Source organism: Halorarum sp. SLYT50, from assembly GCF_059821265.1.
The window spans coordinates 337,157-351,598 of record NZ_CM187555.1; the positions used below are offsets into that span (position 1 = coordinate 337,157).

Here is a 14,442-nt window from a genome sequence, read left to right on the forward strand (position 1 = left end):
TATTGGGAGACTATTCAATTGCTCAGTCCGATACGACAACCACGGGTGTAGGCTCATGTACGTCACCGACGAAGCCGAAATCGTCATCGACGCACCTCCCGAAGAGATCTGGGAGTACGTGACCGATCCGGTCCACTGGACCGCGTCGAACCCCGAGGAACACTACGGACTCGAGTACGATACCCCCGACAACCGTCCACGTGAGGGTGCTACTTTCCACCAGCGCGAGGAGGTTGCCGGGATGTACGCCGACCTGCACGGTCGGTTCCAGTACACCGATTACCCGTCAGTTGCGGTCTGGGCGGGGACGGCGTATTACCCGCTCCTCCGTGGCCTCGTTACGGTGCGAATTCCTGAGGGTGGGACGATTCGTCTCGAGAAGACTGATGGGGGGACGCGGATGTCGCACGCCGTGTGGATGGATTTCCCGAACTCGCGGCGAGGGCGTCTCCTGAAATGGGTGTTCACGAACGTCCTCGGCGGTCCCGCAAAGCTCTACGACCACACTAACAAGGAACTGGTGTTCTTCAAAGAACGGCTGGAGTCAGAAGCATCCTCGCCGACGTCGTGAACACCCGTCGAACAGCGCCTACGTAAGCAGGAGGTACAAATCAACTACTCGTAGTATCTTAACCGACTCTGTTGAAACTTCATAACTTATCGAATCGTCTACTGGCTAGAGAAGTTACAGTCAGCAACCGGACGAGGTAGAGTCTGGTGCTATTTCCGATATCGCTCCGTGACTACGAGATCGCAGAGACTATCCGATATTCAACCGGCGCTCGAAGCACTACTCGATCCACCACCGGAGCCGCCATCCATCTCAGCGGGGTTGCCCATCCCCTCCTTGACCCCGGCAGCGATGAGCGCGATGTTCACCGGGTAAGCAGCGAAGAACCCGACGGTGAGCGAGAACAGCAGCGCCGTCCAGAACAGTGGTGTCGTCCACCCCGCGTCACCCGCGAGCAGGAGGTCGGTACCGATAGCGACGATCTCCATTATGGTGATGCTCGGTGTCTCGCTCCAGATGGCATCCCACGTCGCCTCCCTGAACCCGACACCCTCCTGCATCAGCGGACCGACGGTGAGGGCGAACCCCCCGATGAACGCCAGAGTGAACGTTAGCGCGACTAGCCACAGCGTTGAGACGCTCAGGATGATGGTCGCGGCGGTGATGCCGATGACTTCACCCACGCCACACCCGGAGTAACAGTGAGACGTCGAGCGGAATCCCTTCTTCCACAGTGAATCACTATCGAGTTGCGTGCGACCGGTGAGCCAGTAGACAGTCAGTCCGAACGGCCCCGAGTACGCGATGACTAGCGACCAGACGAACTTCATCAGCGATGGGATGTTCTCGTTGTTCTCCAACATATCGTACCAGAGCACGCCCAGAGAGACGAGGTTGAGCGATAGCCATATCCCAAGCGTCCACCAGCTCGATAGGATTGGTTTAACCACCGAACGAGCGGGAGCGAGCACCTGTTCGATTTGATGTGCCCACTGGATTGCCCACTCGGGGACCGGTGAACTTGCCAGTACCATCAGTGCTGGTTCAGGCATATCCCGCTATTAGCGGTGGCTCCATTTTTTCGTTCTGGCTTGGAGACCAAGGACGAACCCGGGGCATACCTTATTTGTAAAACCCGCTTCTGGTCACTCGATAATGACTCTGTCTGCGATGCGTAACGTTCGTCAAGAAAGAGGTTTCGAGAAAGGAAATCGTGGTCAGATACGGGAACGCTTGTCAGCAGTGGTCGATATCCCCCGACCGAATCAGATCATGTCGCGGCAGTGCTCGGCGCACTCTTCGAGGACCTCGGCGCAGGTCTGGCAGTGCTCGGCGTCGTGGCGCGAGCACTCTTCGGCGCACTCCTCGCAAGCGCCGGCACAGGCTTCGGCCAGTTGGGGGCTGTAGTTCGAGTCACGGGCCATGAACCGGGCGTGGAGCGAGGCGACGTCGGCGACGTCCCGACAGAGCCGGGCACACTGCTCCATTTCCTCGTCACCGAGACACTCGTCGGCACACCACTCGCAGACCTGCGCGGCCTCGTTGCAAATCTCGATGCATTCCTGTTCCTCGTCGCTCAGGTGGTCGATATTGGATACCGTCTCGGCAAGTGACATTGCGTCGTAATCCACGTCCGAACGAATGTTCAGGGTTGGGCCTGCCAAGGCAAGTCAGATCGAACGGTGAGCATGCCTCGTACTTAGCACGACCACCAAGACATATCTCTAATCGAGAGTTCTAATTGGCCTCTCAACCGCGTTGTGCTCTTCTCCGTCGTAACGGCGAAACGAGAACGCCGCCGTACCTAATGAGTACGGACAGAACGTAGCTTTATATTCGAAGGTATTCGACTCAGGAAACCTCCAATAATAAACACAAATCGGCAAAGGGACGGCTACCGTATCCCCGAGTATGAGCAAGCAGTCTCACGACCACCACGAGGAGCACGAGCACGGCGAGCAGACGGTTCCGATGGCACACGTCCACGAGGAACCGGCGGTCGACGGAACCGACCACAACAAGCACGTCGACCACACCGGCCACGAAGCGATGTTCCGCCGCCGCTTCTGGGTGTCGCTCGTCCTCTCGGTCCCGGTCCTCTACTTCAGCCCATTCATCCAGGACGTCTTCGGCTACGCCGCATTCCAATTCCCGGGAAGTACGTACGTCACGCCCGTACTAGCCGTCGTCGTCTTCGCCTACGGCGGGACGCCGTTCCTCCGCATGGCGCGGACCGAACTCGCCAACCGCGAACCGGGGATGATGATGCTCATCTCGCTGGCGATCACCGTCGCGTTCGTCTACAGCCTCGCGTCGCTGTTCATCCCCGAGACGTCGAGTTTCTTCTGGGAACTCGTCACGCTGATCGACGTGATGTTGCTGGGCCACTGGATGGAGATGAGGAGCGTTCGGCAGGCATCCGGCGCGCTCGACGAACTCGCGAAGCTGATGCCCGATACCGCCGAGCGTCTCACCGAGGGCGGTGGGACCGAGGAGGTTCCAGTAAGTGAGCTTCAAGAGGACGATGTCGTACTCGTTCGTCCAGGCGCGAGCGTGCCCGCCGACGGTGAGGTCGTCGAGGGTGACTCCTCCACCGACGAGTCGATGGTAACGGGGGAGTCCCGACCCGTGGACAAGGCACCCGGCGACGACGTCATCGGTGGGACAGTCAATAGCGGTGACGGCAGTCTCCGAGTCCGGGTTACCGCGATCGGCGACGAGACGGCTCTCGCGGGTATCATGCGTCTCGTCGCTGAGGCACAACGGAGCAAGTCCCGGACGCAGTTGCTCGCCGATCGCGCGGCAGGCTGGCTGTTCTACGTCGCACTGGCGGTCGCTGCAATCACCGCCATCGCGTGGGGTATCGCGGTCGGTCTGAACCTAGAAGTCGTCGAACGCGTGGTGACGGTCCTCGTCATCGCCTGCCCACACGCACTCGGACTCGCCGTTCCGCTCGTCGTCGCCATCAACACCTCGACCGCAGCGAAGAACGGGATGCTCATCCGCGACCGCATCGCCATGGAGGAGGCACGCAATCTCGACACGATCGTATTCGACAAAACGGGCACCCTCACCAAAGGCGAACACGGCGTCGTAGAGTCGGTAACTGCCGGTGACTGGAGCGACGAACAGGTCCTCGAACTCGCCGCAGCCGTCGAAGGAGACTCCGAACACTTCGTCGCTCGTGCCGTTCGGCAGCGAGCAGAGGAGGCCGGCGTCAACGTCCCTGCTGCCTCGAACTTCGAGGCACTCAAGGGTCGCGGCGTCCGTGCCGACGTGGACGGACGAGAGGTCTACGTCGGCGGTCCGAACCTGCTCCGGTCGCTCGAACTCGACGCGCCGAAAGCGTTCGCCGACTTCGCCGCCGACGCAGGTTCCCGCGGACAGTCGGTCATTTACGTCGTTGTGGAGGGAGACATCGTCGGCGCGTTCGCGCTGGCGGACGTCGTCCGCGAGGAGAGCTACCGCGTCGTCGACGCGCTGCACGAGATGAATCTCGAAGTGGCCATGCTCACGGGTGACTCCGAAGACGTCGCCCGGTCCGTCGCCGAGGAACTCGGCATCGACGTCTACTTCGCCGAGGTTCTGCCCGAAGACAAGGACAAGAAGATCGCAGAACTCCAGGAACAGGGAAAGATGGTCGCTATGGTCGGTGACGGTGTGAACGACGCCCCCGCGCTCACCCGCGCTGACATCGGCATCGCCATCGGGTCCGGGACGGACGTCGCCATCGAGTCGGGCGACATCATCCTCGTCGAGAACAACCCGCTGGACATCGCGAGACTCGTCAAGCTCTCGAAGGCGAGCTACCGGAAGATGCAGGAGAACCTCGTCTGGGCGACGGGTTACAACGTGTTCGCACTCCCACTGGCCGCCGGGATTCTCGCACCGATCGGCATCCTCCTCTCGCCGGCGATCGGTGCCGTGTTCATGTCGCTGTCGACGATCATCGTCGCCATCAACGCCCGTCGACTCGGGAACGTCGACCTGTCGATACAGGGGTGAGTACTCGTGACACCAACAACACGCTCTTCGACGCAGAAGGTGTTCGGAATGGGGCTCGCAGTGAGTATTCGTAGTTCGAGCCACCGGTTCTGGCCCCACGGCGACCGGAACTGGACGTTCTGGCTCAGCGGGACGGCGTGGATCGGCTACTTCGCGAGCCTACTCGACGTCGCCGCGCTCGACTGGCGCGAGTCGTTCCGAGCACCGTCGTGACCAGCACCCGGTTCAGGAGGGACCGTCAACAGAACAGCAACCGTCGCAGGGTCGGAACTCGACCCGTCGTGGGCACCGGCCCGATATCGGGCGGGGTCCGTCGTGCCGGCGGACGTCGGGGCGACGAACACTCGGTCCCGAGACGGCCCGTGTCGGCCGTGGCTGTCTCTAGTGGACTCCCGAATCTTTTCGTCGCTCGTTCCCTATGGCCGACTATGGCGGGCCTCCGTTGGGTACAACTGAGCGAAGACGAAGTGAACGAGTTCCTCGGAACGGGCGGGACGGGAACACTGTCGTTCTCGACCGAACTCGAGGACCCCCCGTTCTCCCTGCCGGTGTCGTACGGGTACGACGCGGAGACGCGAGCGCTGTACTTCCGGCTCGCGTTCCCCGACGGGAGCGGAAAGTCGGAGGTGACCGACAACCCCGCCACGTTCGTCACCCACCGGCAGACGGACGCCGGGTGGCGGAGCGTCGTCGCGGCCGGTCGCCTCAAGGAGGTGTCCGACATGCCGTACGACTCCACCGCCGTCCAGGGGATGTGGGCGGTCAACATCCCCGAGGTCGACGTGTTCGACCGCCCCCCGGAGGAGATACCGTTCCGCCACTTCCGCCTCGTCCCCGAGACGCTCACGGGGCGCAGAGAGGTAGACGCCGGTCAGTAACCCACCCGCCGACGCGACCGCGACCCGACGCACCGGCGCGCAGCAGGGGGCTCCGGCGGCGTTATGCCGTCGACCGGCGTATCTTCCGCATGGTATCCCGGCGCGAAGAGGTAGCAGACACCGTCGACCGACTCGTCACCGAGGCCGGCGAGTGGCCTCACGTCACGGTCGGGGAACACCGGTTCGGCGGAACCGAGTTCCGGGTCGGCCCGCGCGAGATCGGTCACGTCCACGCGTGGGGGATGCTCGACATCGCCTTTCTCCGCAAACTCCGCGACGCCCTCGTCGACGGGGGGCACACCGGCGTCCACCACCTGCTGACCGACTCCGGCTGGACGACGTACTACGTCGAGTCGGCCGACGACTTCGACCACGCCCGGTGGCTCCTCAGACTGTCGTACCTCTACCACGTGAACGTCCTGAAGCGGACGCCCGCGGGAGCCGAGGAGTTCGCCGACGTGGACGCCGACGCCGAGGTGGGCGCCATGGGTCTCGACGAATCCGTCCGCGCGGCGTTCGAACGCCGCCGGACCTGACCGCGCCGCCGGGCGCGCGGCAGTCGAACGGCCCGGGCCGCGCCCGGTCCGTCCGTTATTTCACCCCACCGCCCCTACACCGGTCGATGCCACAGGTCACCCTCCTCGACCGCGGGCGCGTCCGCGCCGACGTCGGGTACGTCGTCGACGGCTACTCGATGGCCTCCGCCGAGACGCCCGACCCGGAACACGAACGCATCGACTTCGTCGTCTGGAACGCGGTCGTCGAGACGGACGACGCGACGTACCTGTGGGACACCGGCTGTCCACAGAACGCCGCGGAGTACTGGCCCGACCCGCTCTACGGCGCGTTCGAGGCGTACGACGCCGAGGACCACTCACTCGACGAGGACCTGGCGGACGCCGGCTACGAGATGTCCGACATCGACGCCGTCGTGATGAGCCACCTCCACCTCGACCACGCCGGCGGTCTGACAGCGTTCGAGGGGACCGACGTGCCGGTGTACGTCCACGCGGAGGAACTCAAGTTCGCCTACTACTCGGCGAAGACGACCGAGGGGTCCATCGCGTACCTCGCCGCGGACTTCGACCGGGACCTGAACTGGGAACTCGTCCACCGCGACCGACACACGCTCGCCGACGGGTTCGAACTCCTCCACCTGCCGGGGCACACGCCGGGAGTGCTCGGCGCGCGAATCGAGACGCCCGAGGGGACGCTGCTGGTCGCCGGCGACGAGTGTTACGTCGACGCCAACTACACCGACGGCGTTCCGCTCGGACCGGGACTACTGTGGAGCGAGCGGGCGTGGCGCGAGAGCCTCGAGACCGTGCGGGAACTCGAACGCGTCCACGACGCGGACGTCCTGTACGGTCACGACCTGGAGCGGTTCGAGGACCTCGCGTCGACGTACTGACTCACCCCAGCACGTACCGCAACTGGGGGTTGTTCCGTACCAGTCCGGTGTCCTCGAGGTACTCGTCCACCCCCAGGATTCGGCCGGCGCCGAACGCACCGAGTCCGAACAGCAGGACGGCGTACACCAGGTGGTCGTCGACGACCCAGCCGTGCGCGACGGGGAGCCCCTGGAGCAGCCCCCCCGTGAGCGACGCCGCCCAGTAGAACAGCATCATCACCGCCCCCCAGAAGGCGTTGAACCGGACGAGCGCGCCGAGGATGAGCCCGAGCCCGGTGAGCGTCAGTCCCCACATGTTCAACAGGTCGATGAGTGGACTCCCCGCCATGGCACCCCAGACCCCCCCGAACGGGTTCCCCGGCGGGACCGCTCCGCTGAGGAACCCCGCCGCCGTCCAGTTGTTCGCCGGGTCGCCGTCGAGGTACGTCACCAGCTTGGTCACGCCGCCCTGGAACAGCGTCCACCCCATCAGCACGCGCAACAGCACGAGCGAGTACCCGACCCACGTCTCGGAGTAGTCGAACCGAACGTCGCGCCCGAACAGTTCCGCTCGGAGAGTCGTTTCAGACGACATGTTTCGAATGGATATCGGATTGTGCTATGAATTGACGACGGGTTCGACGCGTCGACTGTGCTGGTTACCGTCCAGCCCGCATCCAAGTGTTAATTGTCACCACACCGATGCCGACGGAACCCGGCCGGTCGCGTCTCCGCTCCGAATCCACCGTGACGTGACTCGCGCGGGTTCGGACAGTCGCGCGCTCAGAACGACCGCAGGTCGACCAGCGTCCGCATCACGTTGCGCTCGGCCTTCCGGAGGTGTTCGGCGGCCGTCCCGGCCGAGCAGTCGAGGTCGGCGGCCACCGCCTCGACGGTGCACGCGCGCGGGACCGCGTAGTACCCCCGTTCGACGGCGGCGGCGACCGCCTCGCGCTGGCGGGCGGTGAGACCCGGGTCGAAGACGGCCTGTCTGTCGTCGTACTCGCCGATGCGGTCGACCGAGGCGTCGACGCCGTCCGGGAGGTCGTCGAGCGCCGCCTGGAGCGCGTCGGGGTCGCCGAGGACCGTCAGGTTCGCACGTCCGCCCTCGACGAACTCGACCGGCGGGACGAGGATGACGCCGGTCCGGGAGAACCGGCCGAACAGGTCGGCGTCGAGCGCGTCCCCCTCCTGTTTCAGGTAGGCGTAGAAGGAGCCGTCGCCGAGGTCCGTGAGTTCGTACTCGACGACGCGGTCGGTCCGCTCCAGCGCCGCCTCGTACGGCGCCCGCTCGCCGTCGACGTAGAACAGGAGCGTGTCCCACCCCTCGGACGCGGTGTTCCCGTGTAACAGCAGGTCGCGCTCGACCGCGTCGCTCCGGTCGATGAGTTCGTGCATCGGGTGGAGCGCCGCCCCGGAGAACCGCAGGGTCAGACGGACGTACTTCATCGTTCGCTCGGGTGGTGACGCGCCGTCTCACATAAAGGACCCCATCAGCGCGGCAGAACCGACTGGACGGTAGCGACGCGACGTCCGGTATGAGCCTCGAATCACCCGAGTCGGCGGACGCGACGGGTGACCGCGACGCGGACGGGCTGGCGGAACTGCTGGGCGAACACGTCGTCGGGCGAGAGGAGCACATGAACGCGCCGGGGTACGTCATCGGTCCGGATTCGGTCCAGGACGTGCTCTCGACGCTCCGCACGGAGGCGGGGTACGACCACCTCTCGTGCGTCACGGCCCAGGAGTACGAGGACCGCTACGAGTCCATCTACCACCTCAAGAAGTACGACGACCCCACACAGGAGGTGAGCGTGGTCGTCCCGACGGACCGCGAGAACCCGGTCTCCGAGTCGGCCGAACCCGTCTTCCGGACCGCCGACTGGCACGAGCGAGAGGCGTACGACCTCGTGGGAATCGAGTACGACGACCACCCCGACCTCCGGCGCATCCTCCTGCCCGAAACCTGGCAGGGCCACCCCCTCTCGCTCGACTACGACCAGAACCGGCCCCAAGTCGTCCCGTACGTCGAGAACGCCAACCCGCTCCAGGCGGACCGGCGGGTGGAGGGGGGAGACGGAGTCGAGAGCCAGGGAGACGGCGGGACGGACACGATGCTCCTCAACATCGGGCCGCACCACCCGGCGACCCACGGCGTCCTCCACGTCGAGGTGACGCTCGACGGCGAACAGGTGGTCGACGCCGACCCCGACATCGGCTACATCCACCGGTGTGAAGAGCAGATGGGCCAGACTCACACGTACCGCCACCAGATAATGCCGTACCCCGACCGCTGGGACTGGGGCGGGGCCGGCCTGTTGAACGAGTGGGCGTACGCGCGGACGGCAGAGACCCTCGCGGACATCGAGGTGCCCGAGTACGCACAGGTCGTCCGGACGATGAGCGCGGAACTCTCGCGGCTCCTCTCGCACTTCCTCGCGGTCGGCGCGTACGCGCTGGACGTCATCGGGGACTTCACCGCGACGTTCATGTACGCCATCCGGGACCGCGAGAAGGCCCAGAACATCCTGGAGGACCTGACGGGCCAGCGGCTGATGTTCAACTACTTCCGGCTCGGCGGCGTCGTCTGGGACCTCCCGGAACCCCGCGAGGAGTTCTTCGAGAAGATACGCGACTTCATGGAGGACCTCCCGGAGGCGCTCGAGGAGTACCACGACCTGCTCTCGGCGAACGAGATAATCCAGATGCGGACGGTCGACACGGGCGTGCTGCCGCCCGGAGTCGCGAAGAGCTACGGGGCGACCGGTCCGGTCGCGCGCGGGTCGGGCGTCGACTACGACCTGCGCCGGGACGACCCGTACGGCTACTACGACGAACTCGACTGGGACGTCGTCACCGAGGACGGCTGTGACAACTACGCTCGCCTGCTCGTCCGTCTGCGGGAGGTGGAGGAGTCGGCGAAGATAATCGAGCAGTGCGTGGACCTGCTGGAGGACTGGCCGGAGGACGACCGGACCATCCAGGCGAACGTCCCCCGGACGCTCAAGCCCGAAGCGGACACCGAGGTGTACCGCGCGGTCGAAGCCGCCAAGGGCGAACTCGGCATCTACATCCGCGCCGACGGCACCGACAAACCCGGGCGGTTCAAGATTCGCGGCGCGTCGTTCTCGAACCTCCAGACACTCCCGGAACTCTCCGAGGGGGAGTACGTGCCGGACCTCATCGCGTCGCTCGGCAGCCTCGACACCATCATGGGGGAGGTGGACCGCTGAGCGGGCGAACGACCGCCGAGTCTCGGCCGGGTTCGACGACGGAGCACCGCCGCCCGTGACGTCCCGTCGGAGTCCGTAAACCTCATCCCGTACTCGGTTGACGGTCCGGTATGAGCACTCGCACCGAAGCGGTCGAACTCGTCGGCGAGGAGGCGGTCGGCAACCTCGCCCGCGCGGCGCTGTTCGCGGCGCTGACGGGCGTGTTCGCGTACGTCTCGTTCCAGCTACCGGTCACGTCGGTTCCGTTCACGCTCCAGGTCCTCGGCGTCTTCCTCGCCGGGGCGTTCCTCGGCCCGGTCTGGGGGTTCGCGTCCCTCTCGTTGTACCTCCTCGCCGGCGCGGTGGGCGCACCAGTGTTCGCGGCCGGCACCGCCGGACTCGGCTCGCTGTTCGGACAGTGGGGGGGGTACCTGTGGTCGTACCCGCCCGCGGCGGCGGTGGTCGGCTTCGCGGTCCACGGCACCGGCGACCTGCGAGACCCGTCGACGGTCGGGGTGGGGAGGCTCGTCGCCGGAATGGCCGCCGCCACGCTGCTCGTCTACGCGTTCGGCACCGTCGGGTTCGCGCTCGTCGGGGACGTGAGTCTCGCCACGGCGGTGCTGGCGGCCGCCGTCCCGTTCGTGCCCGCCGAGGCGCTGAAAGCCGCCGCCGCCGTCGCCATCGTCCGGAGCGACGCGGTCGTCGCCCGGTGAGACGGTCGTGATCCGGGTCCGCGACCTGACCTACCGCTACGGCGACGCGACGGCGCTCGACGGGGTCTCGCTCGCGATTTCGGACGGGGAGTTCCTCGTGCTCGCGGGCGCGAACGGTTCCGGAAAGACGACGCTCGTCCGGCAGTTCAACGGCCTGCTCACCCCCGACCAGGGAGCGGTGCTGGTCGACGGGACGCCGGTCGCGGAGGACCTGGTCGCCGCCCGTACGGCGGTGGGGATGACGTTCCAGAACGCGCGCGACTGCTTCGTCGCCGCCACCGTGGGCGCGGACGTGGCGTTCGGTCCGGAGAACCTCGGTCTCCCGCGGGACGAAATCGACGCGCGCGTGGCCGGCGCGCTCGCGGCGGTCGGGATGGAGGGTCGAGGGCGCGAGCGCATCGACCGACTCTCGGGAGGCGAACGGCGGCGCGTCGCCATCGCGGGCGCGCTGGCGATGCGCCCCGCACACCTCGTGCTGGACGAACCGTTCGCCGGCCTGGACGCCCCCGCCCGACGCGCGGTGCTCGGTCACCTGCGCGACCTGCACGCCGACGGGACGGGCGTAGTCGTCGTGACGCACGACCTCAGGGACCTCGCGGCGCTCGCGGAGCGAATCGTCGTTCTCGACGGCGGCCGAGTCGCGCTCGACGCCCCGCCGGCCGAGGCGCTTGCGGCCCTCGACGGGCTTCCGGTACGCGCGCCCGCGGGGGCCGCCGACGGAGGGTGACGGGTGCTCCGCTACGAACCGGGTGAGTCGGTCGGACACCGGCTCGACCCGCGGACGAAACTGGCGCTGCAGGCGGCGTTCGCCGCGGCGGCGTTCGCCCACACCACGCCGCGCGGGCTCGCGGTGCTCACGGGCGCGACGGCGCTCGCGCTCGCGGGCTGTCGACTCTCGCCGGTCGCGGCGCTCGCCGAGGTCCGGGCAGTCCTCCCGTTCCTGCTCGCCGCGCCCGCGCTCGAAGCCGCGACGCTCGGGCCGCCGTGGGTCGTGCCGGTGGAGGCGGTTCCACCGGCGCTCGCGTCGTACCGGACGCTCCTCCTACTCGTGCTCGCGGCCGCGTACGTCCGCACGACGCCGGTCCGCGAGTCGGAGGCGGCCGTCGCGTGGGCCGTCCCCGGCCGCCCGGGCCGGTTCCTCGCCGTCGGCGTCGCGCTGGTGTTCCGGTTCCTCCCCGTACTACAGGAGGACGTTCGCCGCGCCCGGACGGCGATGCACGCCCGTCTCGGAACCGAACGGCCGGTCCGCGAGCGGGTCCGTCTCGTCGCCACCGCGGGACTCGGCCGGGCGCTCGGTCGGGCCGACCGCCTCGCGCTGGCGCTGCGAGCGCGCTGTCTCTCGTGGAACCCGACGCCGCCCCCGCTGGCGTGGTCACGTCCCGACTACGCCGGACTGGCGTTCGCGCTCGGACTGGCGGCGTGGGCGCTCGCGCCGGCGCTGCCCGGGGTCGCGTGACCCGACGGCTCCGGCCGCGCCGCCGAACGGATGACGACGGGCTTTTTACCGCCCGTGCGGCAACGCACGGACGAGAATGAGCGAGACGCGAGGAGCGGAGGACTGGCTGATTCGATATCTCGTCATCGGCGTCGTCGCCGTAGTCGCGGGGCTCGCGGTGCTGTTCGGACTCTCCATCGGTAACTCGATGATCGCGGCCGCGGTGGGCCTGCTCGTGCTCGGGGTCGCGGGCGCGCTCGTCGTCCGCGACCTGCAGCGATGGCGGTCGGCCTGACCGGGGACGACCGGAGGGACCGCCTCAGGTCGCGTCGGTCAGCCGCTCCGTCTCCTCGCTCGACAGCGAGAGGTCGGCGGCGGCGACGTTCTCCGCGAGGTGGTCCAGACTCGACGTTCCCGGGATGGGGAGCGTCACGTCCGAGTGGTCGAGCAGCCACGCGAGCGCGACCTGCCGTCGCGTCGCGTCGTGCGCGTCGGCCACGTCGTCGAGCGCGTCCCCCACGTCGCCGAAGTCGCCCCCGCCGCCCCCGATGGGGAAGTACGGGATGAAGCCGACGTCGTTCTCCTCGCACGCCTCGAGGACTGCCTCGTCCTCGCGGTCGGTCACGTTGTACTGGTTCTGGACCGTCGCCACTTCGACCTGCTCGCGCGCCTCGTCCAACTGCTCGACCGAGACGTTCGAGAGGCCGACGTGGTCGACGTGCCCCTCGTCCTTCAACTCCGCGAAGGCCGCCACGCTGTCCGCGAACGGCGTCTCCGGGTCCGGTCGGTGGAACTGGTAGAGGTCGATGGCGTCGACGCCGAGGCGGTCCTTGCTCACGAGCAGTTGGTTCCGGACGTACTCCGGGTCGCCGTGCGGCTTCCACTCGCCGCTGGCGTCGCGGAGGAGGCCGGCCTTGGTGGCGACGACGGCGTCCTCGGGGACGTCGGCCTCCCGGAGCAGGCGCTCGGAGACGCCCGGGCCGTACGAGTCGGCGGTGTCGACGAAGTCGACGCCCAGTTCGACCGCCCGGCGGGCCACCTCGCGGGCGTTCTCCTCGTCGTCCGGTCGACCGATGATGTCGTCGCCGCAGAGGCGCATGGCGCCGAACCCGAGGCGGGTCACCGTCGTCTCCCCGTCCAACTCGAACGTTCCCGCGGCGCTCGCGTCCGGCGTCTCGCTGGTATCGCTCATCGGTTCGAGCGAGGGACGCGTGATGGATGGACCTGACGGCCGTCCGGGGTCCAGACGACGACCCGCGGTCCCGCCCGACGGGATTTCGGTCCGTCGGGGGACGGCCGCCGAGGCAGTCGGCGGTCCGTCAGCCACTACGAGCCGACTGCGCCGGGGCGGGACGGCCGGACCGACGGCGAGCTTTTCGAACCCAGGCGACCGCGGGGGCGGGTCCTAGCTCTCCGAGCGGAACTTCGACAGCTGTTCGCCGGAGACCGCACTCGACACGAGGAGCGCCGCCAGTGCGACCGCACCCACGACGAACTGTATCCGCGCCTCTCCGGGGAGGGGTGGCGGGACGTTCCCGGGAGTCGCGCCGAGCGGCACTCCCTGTACGCCGACGCTTATCCCGATTCCGACTACCACCCAGGCCACGGCGACGACGGCGATGGCGGTGCCGGCGCGCCGCTGTCGGGAGTCGCTCACCGACGGGAGGTCCCCGGCCCGCATCAGGTCCGGGTAGAGGAGCCCGTCCCGCTTGGCCCGCGGATAGAGGAAGTGGAGCAGCGGGGGACCGAGGACGGCGGCGATCAGGAAGTTGTTGACGAGGATGACGGTGCCGAGTACGGAGAACGGGAGCAGGCCCAGGAGTTCGAGCCCCCACGCGATGATCGCGCCGGTCCCGGCCGAGGAGACGAACGCGACGACGACGAACTCGACCACCTGGTTCGCGGACCGCATGGTCGGCTCCCGGTCACAGGAGAGGCGTCCGAGGTTCCCCCAGAGCTTGTAGCCCGCGAACCCAAAGAAGAAGTTCCCCACGAATCCGAAGGCACTCCCGCGGGTGAGCGTGCCGCCGAACACGTCCGCGATGAGGTTCCCGAACGCCGCTCCCCACGCGGCCGCAGGACCGAACATGAGGCTGAACACGACCGGAAACACGTTCGCGACACGAACCTCGGTGAACCCCTCGACGAGGACGAACCCCTTGAACGGGATGAGGACGGCGGTGTACACCGCGGTCACGACCACCGTGAGGATGATCATCCGCAAGTCCCGCCACATCAGTACGACCTCACGCACCAGCCCCACCCTCCCGTGAGTTCGGTACCGTCGCTGTGACCACG

General features: G+C 67.2%; 17 protein-coding genes. 11 read left to right on the plus strand and 6 right to left on the minus strand.

What is annotated here, in order from left to right; all coding sequences use genetic code 11:
* Positions 1–55 precede the first annotated feature (55 nt).
* Positions 56–571 carry an SRPBCC family protein gene (locus tag AC6RUA_RS01710; RefSeq protein WP_499814231.1) on the plus strand — a complete coding sequence of 172 codons (516 nt, stop codon included), beginning with the start codon at positions 56–58 and terminating at the stop codon, positions 569–571.
* Between the two features lie 200 nt (positions 572–771).
* Here the strand turns inward: AC6RUA_RS01710 and AC6RUA_RS01715 are convergent, their stop codons facing one another.
* Both AC6RUA_RS01715 and AC6RUA_RS01720 read right to left on the minus strand, forming a co-directional pair.
* Complete coding sequence (locus AC6RUA_RS01715; RefSeq protein WP_499814232.1) at positions 772–1,545, minus strand: DUF4396 domain-containing protein; 774 nt, start codon at positions 1,543–1,545, stop codon at positions 772–774.
* A 231-nt stretch (positions 1,546–1,776) separates the two neighbouring features.
* Positions 1,777–2,127 carry a four-helix bundle copper-binding protein gene (locus tag AC6RUA_RS01720; RefSeq protein ID WP_499814233.1) on the minus strand — a complete coding sequence of 117 codons (351 nt, stop codon included), beginning with the start codon at positions 2,125–2,127 and terminating at the stop codon, positions 1,777–1,779.
* Between the two features lie 295 nt (positions 2,128–2,422).
* On the opposite strand from AC6RUA_RS01720, the gene AC6RUA_RS01725 reads away from it, so the two are divergent.
* The 5 genes from AC6RUA_RS01725 (at position 2,423) to AC6RUA_RS01745 (ending at position 6,805) form a co-directional block, all read left to right on the plus strand.
* Positions 2,423–4,516, plus strand: coding sequence for a copper-translocating P-type ATPase (locus AC6RUA_RS01725; RefSeq protein WP_499814234.1), 2,094 nt, complete (start codon positions 2,423–2,425; stop codon positions 4,514–4,516).
* A gap of 60 nt (positions 4,517–4,576) precedes the next feature.
* On the plus strand, positions 4,577–4,729 hold the full coding sequence (locus AC6RUA_RS01730; RefSeq protein WP_499814235.1) for a hypothetical protein: 153 nt from the start codon (positions 4,577–4,579) through the stop codon (positions 4,727–4,729).
* A gap of 215 nt (positions 4,730–4,944) precedes the next feature.
* Positions 4,945–5,394 (plus strand): pyridoxamine 5'-phosphate oxidase family protein, encoded by a 450-nt coding sequence (locus AC6RUA_RS01735; protein WP_499814236.1) that lies wholly within the window; start codon positions 4,945–4,947, stop codon positions 5,392–5,394.
* Positions 5,395–5,483: 89 nt separating this feature from the next.
* Entirely contained in the window at positions 5,484–5,930 is a 447-nt protein-coding gene (locus tag AC6RUA_RS01740; protein WP_499814237.1) for a luciferase domain-containing protein, read from the plus strand.
* 86 nt (positions 5,931–6,016) lie between these two features.
* Positions 6,017–6,805 (plus strand): N-acyl homoserine lactonase family protein, encoded by a 789-nt coding sequence (locus AC6RUA_RS01745; protein ID WP_499814238.1) that lies wholly within the window; start codon positions 6,017–6,019, stop codon positions 6,803–6,805.
* 1 nt (position 6,806) lies between these two features.
* Here the strand turns inward: AC6RUA_RS01745 and AC6RUA_RS01750 are convergent, their stop codons facing one another.
* Together AC6RUA_RS01750 and AC6RUA_RS01755 are read right to left on the minus strand one after the other, a co-directional pair.
* Entirely contained in the window at positions 6,807–7,379 is a 573-nt protein-coding gene (locus AC6RUA_RS01750; protein ID WP_499814239.1) for a DoxX family membrane protein, read from the minus strand.
* A gap of 188 nt (positions 7,380–7,567) precedes the next feature.
* Positions 7,568–8,233 (minus strand): helix-turn-helix domain-containing protein, encoded by a 666-nt coding sequence (locus AC6RUA_RS01755; protein WP_499814240.1) that lies wholly within the window; start codon positions 8,231–8,233, stop codon positions 7,568–7,570.
* An 89-nt stretch (positions 8,234–8,322) separates the two neighbouring features.
* Between AC6RUA_RS01755 and AC6RUA_RS01760 the strand changes: the two genes are divergently transcribed.
* The 5 genes from AC6RUA_RS01760 (at position 8,323) to AC6RUA_RS01780 (ending at position 12,439) form a co-directional block, all read left to right on the plus strand.
* Entirely contained in the window at positions 8,323–10,017 is a 1,695-nt protein-coding gene (locus AC6RUA_RS01760) for an NADH-quinone oxidoreductase subunit D (protein ID WP_499814241.1), read from the plus strand.
* 110 nt (positions 10,018–10,127) lie between these two features.
* Entirely contained in the window at positions 10,128–10,709 is a 582-nt protein-coding gene (locus AC6RUA_RS01765) for a biotin transporter BioY (protein WP_499814242.1), read from the plus strand.
* Positions 10,710–10,716: 7 nt separating this feature from the next.
* Complete coding sequence (locus tag AC6RUA_RS01770) at positions 10,717–11,436, plus strand: energy-coupling factor ABC transporter ATP-binding protein (protein WP_499814243.1); 720 nt, start codon at positions 10,717–10,719, stop codon at positions 11,434–11,436.
* A 3-nt stretch (positions 11,437–11,439) separates the two neighbouring features.
* The gene (locus AC6RUA_RS01775; RefSeq protein WP_499814244.1) at positions 11,440–12,165 is read left to right on the plus strand and encodes an energy-coupling factor transporter transmembrane component T family protein; all 726 of its coding nucleotides are present in this window, start codon (positions 11,440–11,442) and stop codon (positions 12,163–12,165) included.
* 76 nt (positions 12,166–12,241) lie between these two features.
* Positions 12,242–12,439 (plus strand): hypothetical protein, encoded by a 198-nt coding sequence (locus tag AC6RUA_RS01780; protein ID WP_499814245.1) that lies wholly within the window; start codon positions 12,242–12,244, stop codon positions 12,437–12,439.
* 24 nt (positions 12,440–12,463) lie between these two features.
* Here the strand turns inward: AC6RUA_RS01780 and AC6RUA_RS01785 are convergent, their stop codons facing one another.
* Entirely contained in the window at positions 12,464–13,336 is an 873-nt protein-coding gene (locus AC6RUA_RS01785) for an aldo/keto reductase (RefSeq protein ID WP_499814246.1), read from the minus strand.
* A 213-nt stretch (positions 13,337–13,549) separates the two neighbouring features.
* The gene (locus AC6RUA_RS01790; RefSeq protein ID WP_499814247.1) at positions 13,550–14,398 is read right to left on the minus strand and encodes a QueT transporter family protein; all 849 of its coding nucleotides are present in this window, start codon (positions 14,396–14,398) and stop codon (positions 13,550–13,552) included.
* Positions 14,399–14,442 lie beyond the last annotated feature (44 nt).

What these genes read in the sequence shown, in the direction of transcription:
- AC6RUA_RS01710 (WP_499814231.1), top strand. Translation starts at nt 56, where the DNA reads ATGTACGTCACCGACGAAGCCGAAATCGTCATCGACGCACCTCCCGAA.
- AC6RUA_RS01715 (WP_499814232.1), bottom strand. Translation starts at nt 1,545, where the DNA reads ATGGTACTGGCAAGTTCACCGGTCCCCGAGTGGGCAATCCAGTGGGCA.
- AC6RUA_RS01720 (WP_499814233.1), bottom strand. Translation starts at nt 2,127, where the DNA reads ATGTCACTTGCCGAGACGGTATCCAATATCGACCACCTGAGCGACGAG.
- AC6RUA_RS01725 (WP_499814234.1), top strand. Translation starts at nt 2,423, where the DNA reads ATGAGCAAGCAGTCTCACGACCACCACGAGGAGCACGAGCACGGCGAG.
- AC6RUA_RS01735 (WP_499814236.1), top strand. Translation starts at nt 4,945, where the DNA reads ATGGCGGGCCTCCGTTGGGTACAACTGAGCGAAGACGAAGTGAACGAG.
- AC6RUA_RS01740 (WP_499814237.1), top strand. Translation starts at nt 5,484, where the DNA reads ATGGTATCCCGGCGCGAAGAGGTAGCAGACACCGTCGACCGACTCGTC.
- AC6RUA_RS01745 (WP_499814238.1), top strand. Translation starts at nt 6,017, where the DNA reads ATGCCACAGGTCACCCTCCTCGACCGCGGGCGCGTCCGCGCCGACGTC.
- AC6RUA_RS01750 (WP_499814239.1), bottom strand. Translation starts at nt 7,379, where the DNA reads ATGTCGTCTGAAACGACTCTCCGAGCGGAACTGTTCGGGCGCGACGTT.
- AC6RUA_RS01755 (WP_499814240.1), bottom strand. Translation starts at nt 8,233, where the DNA reads ATGAAGTACGTCCGTCTGACCCTGCGGTTCTCCGGGGCGGCGCTCCAC.
- AC6RUA_RS01760 (WP_499814241.1), top strand. Translation starts at nt 8,323, where the DNA reads ATGAGCCTCGAATCACCCGAGTCGGCGGACGCGACGGGTGACCGCGAC.
- AC6RUA_RS01765 (WP_499814242.1), top strand. Translation starts at nt 10,128, where the DNA reads ATGAGCACTCGCACCGAAGCGGTCGAACTCGTCGGCGAGGAGGCGGTC.
- AC6RUA_RS01780 (WP_499814245.1), top strand. Translation starts at nt 12,242, where the DNA reads ATGAGCGAGACGCGAGGAGCGGAGGACTGGCTGATTCGATATCTCGTC.
- AC6RUA_RS01785 (WP_499814246.1), bottom strand. Translation starts at nt 13,336, where the DNA reads ATGAGCGATACCAGCGAGACGCCGGACGCGAGCGCCGCGGGAACGTTC.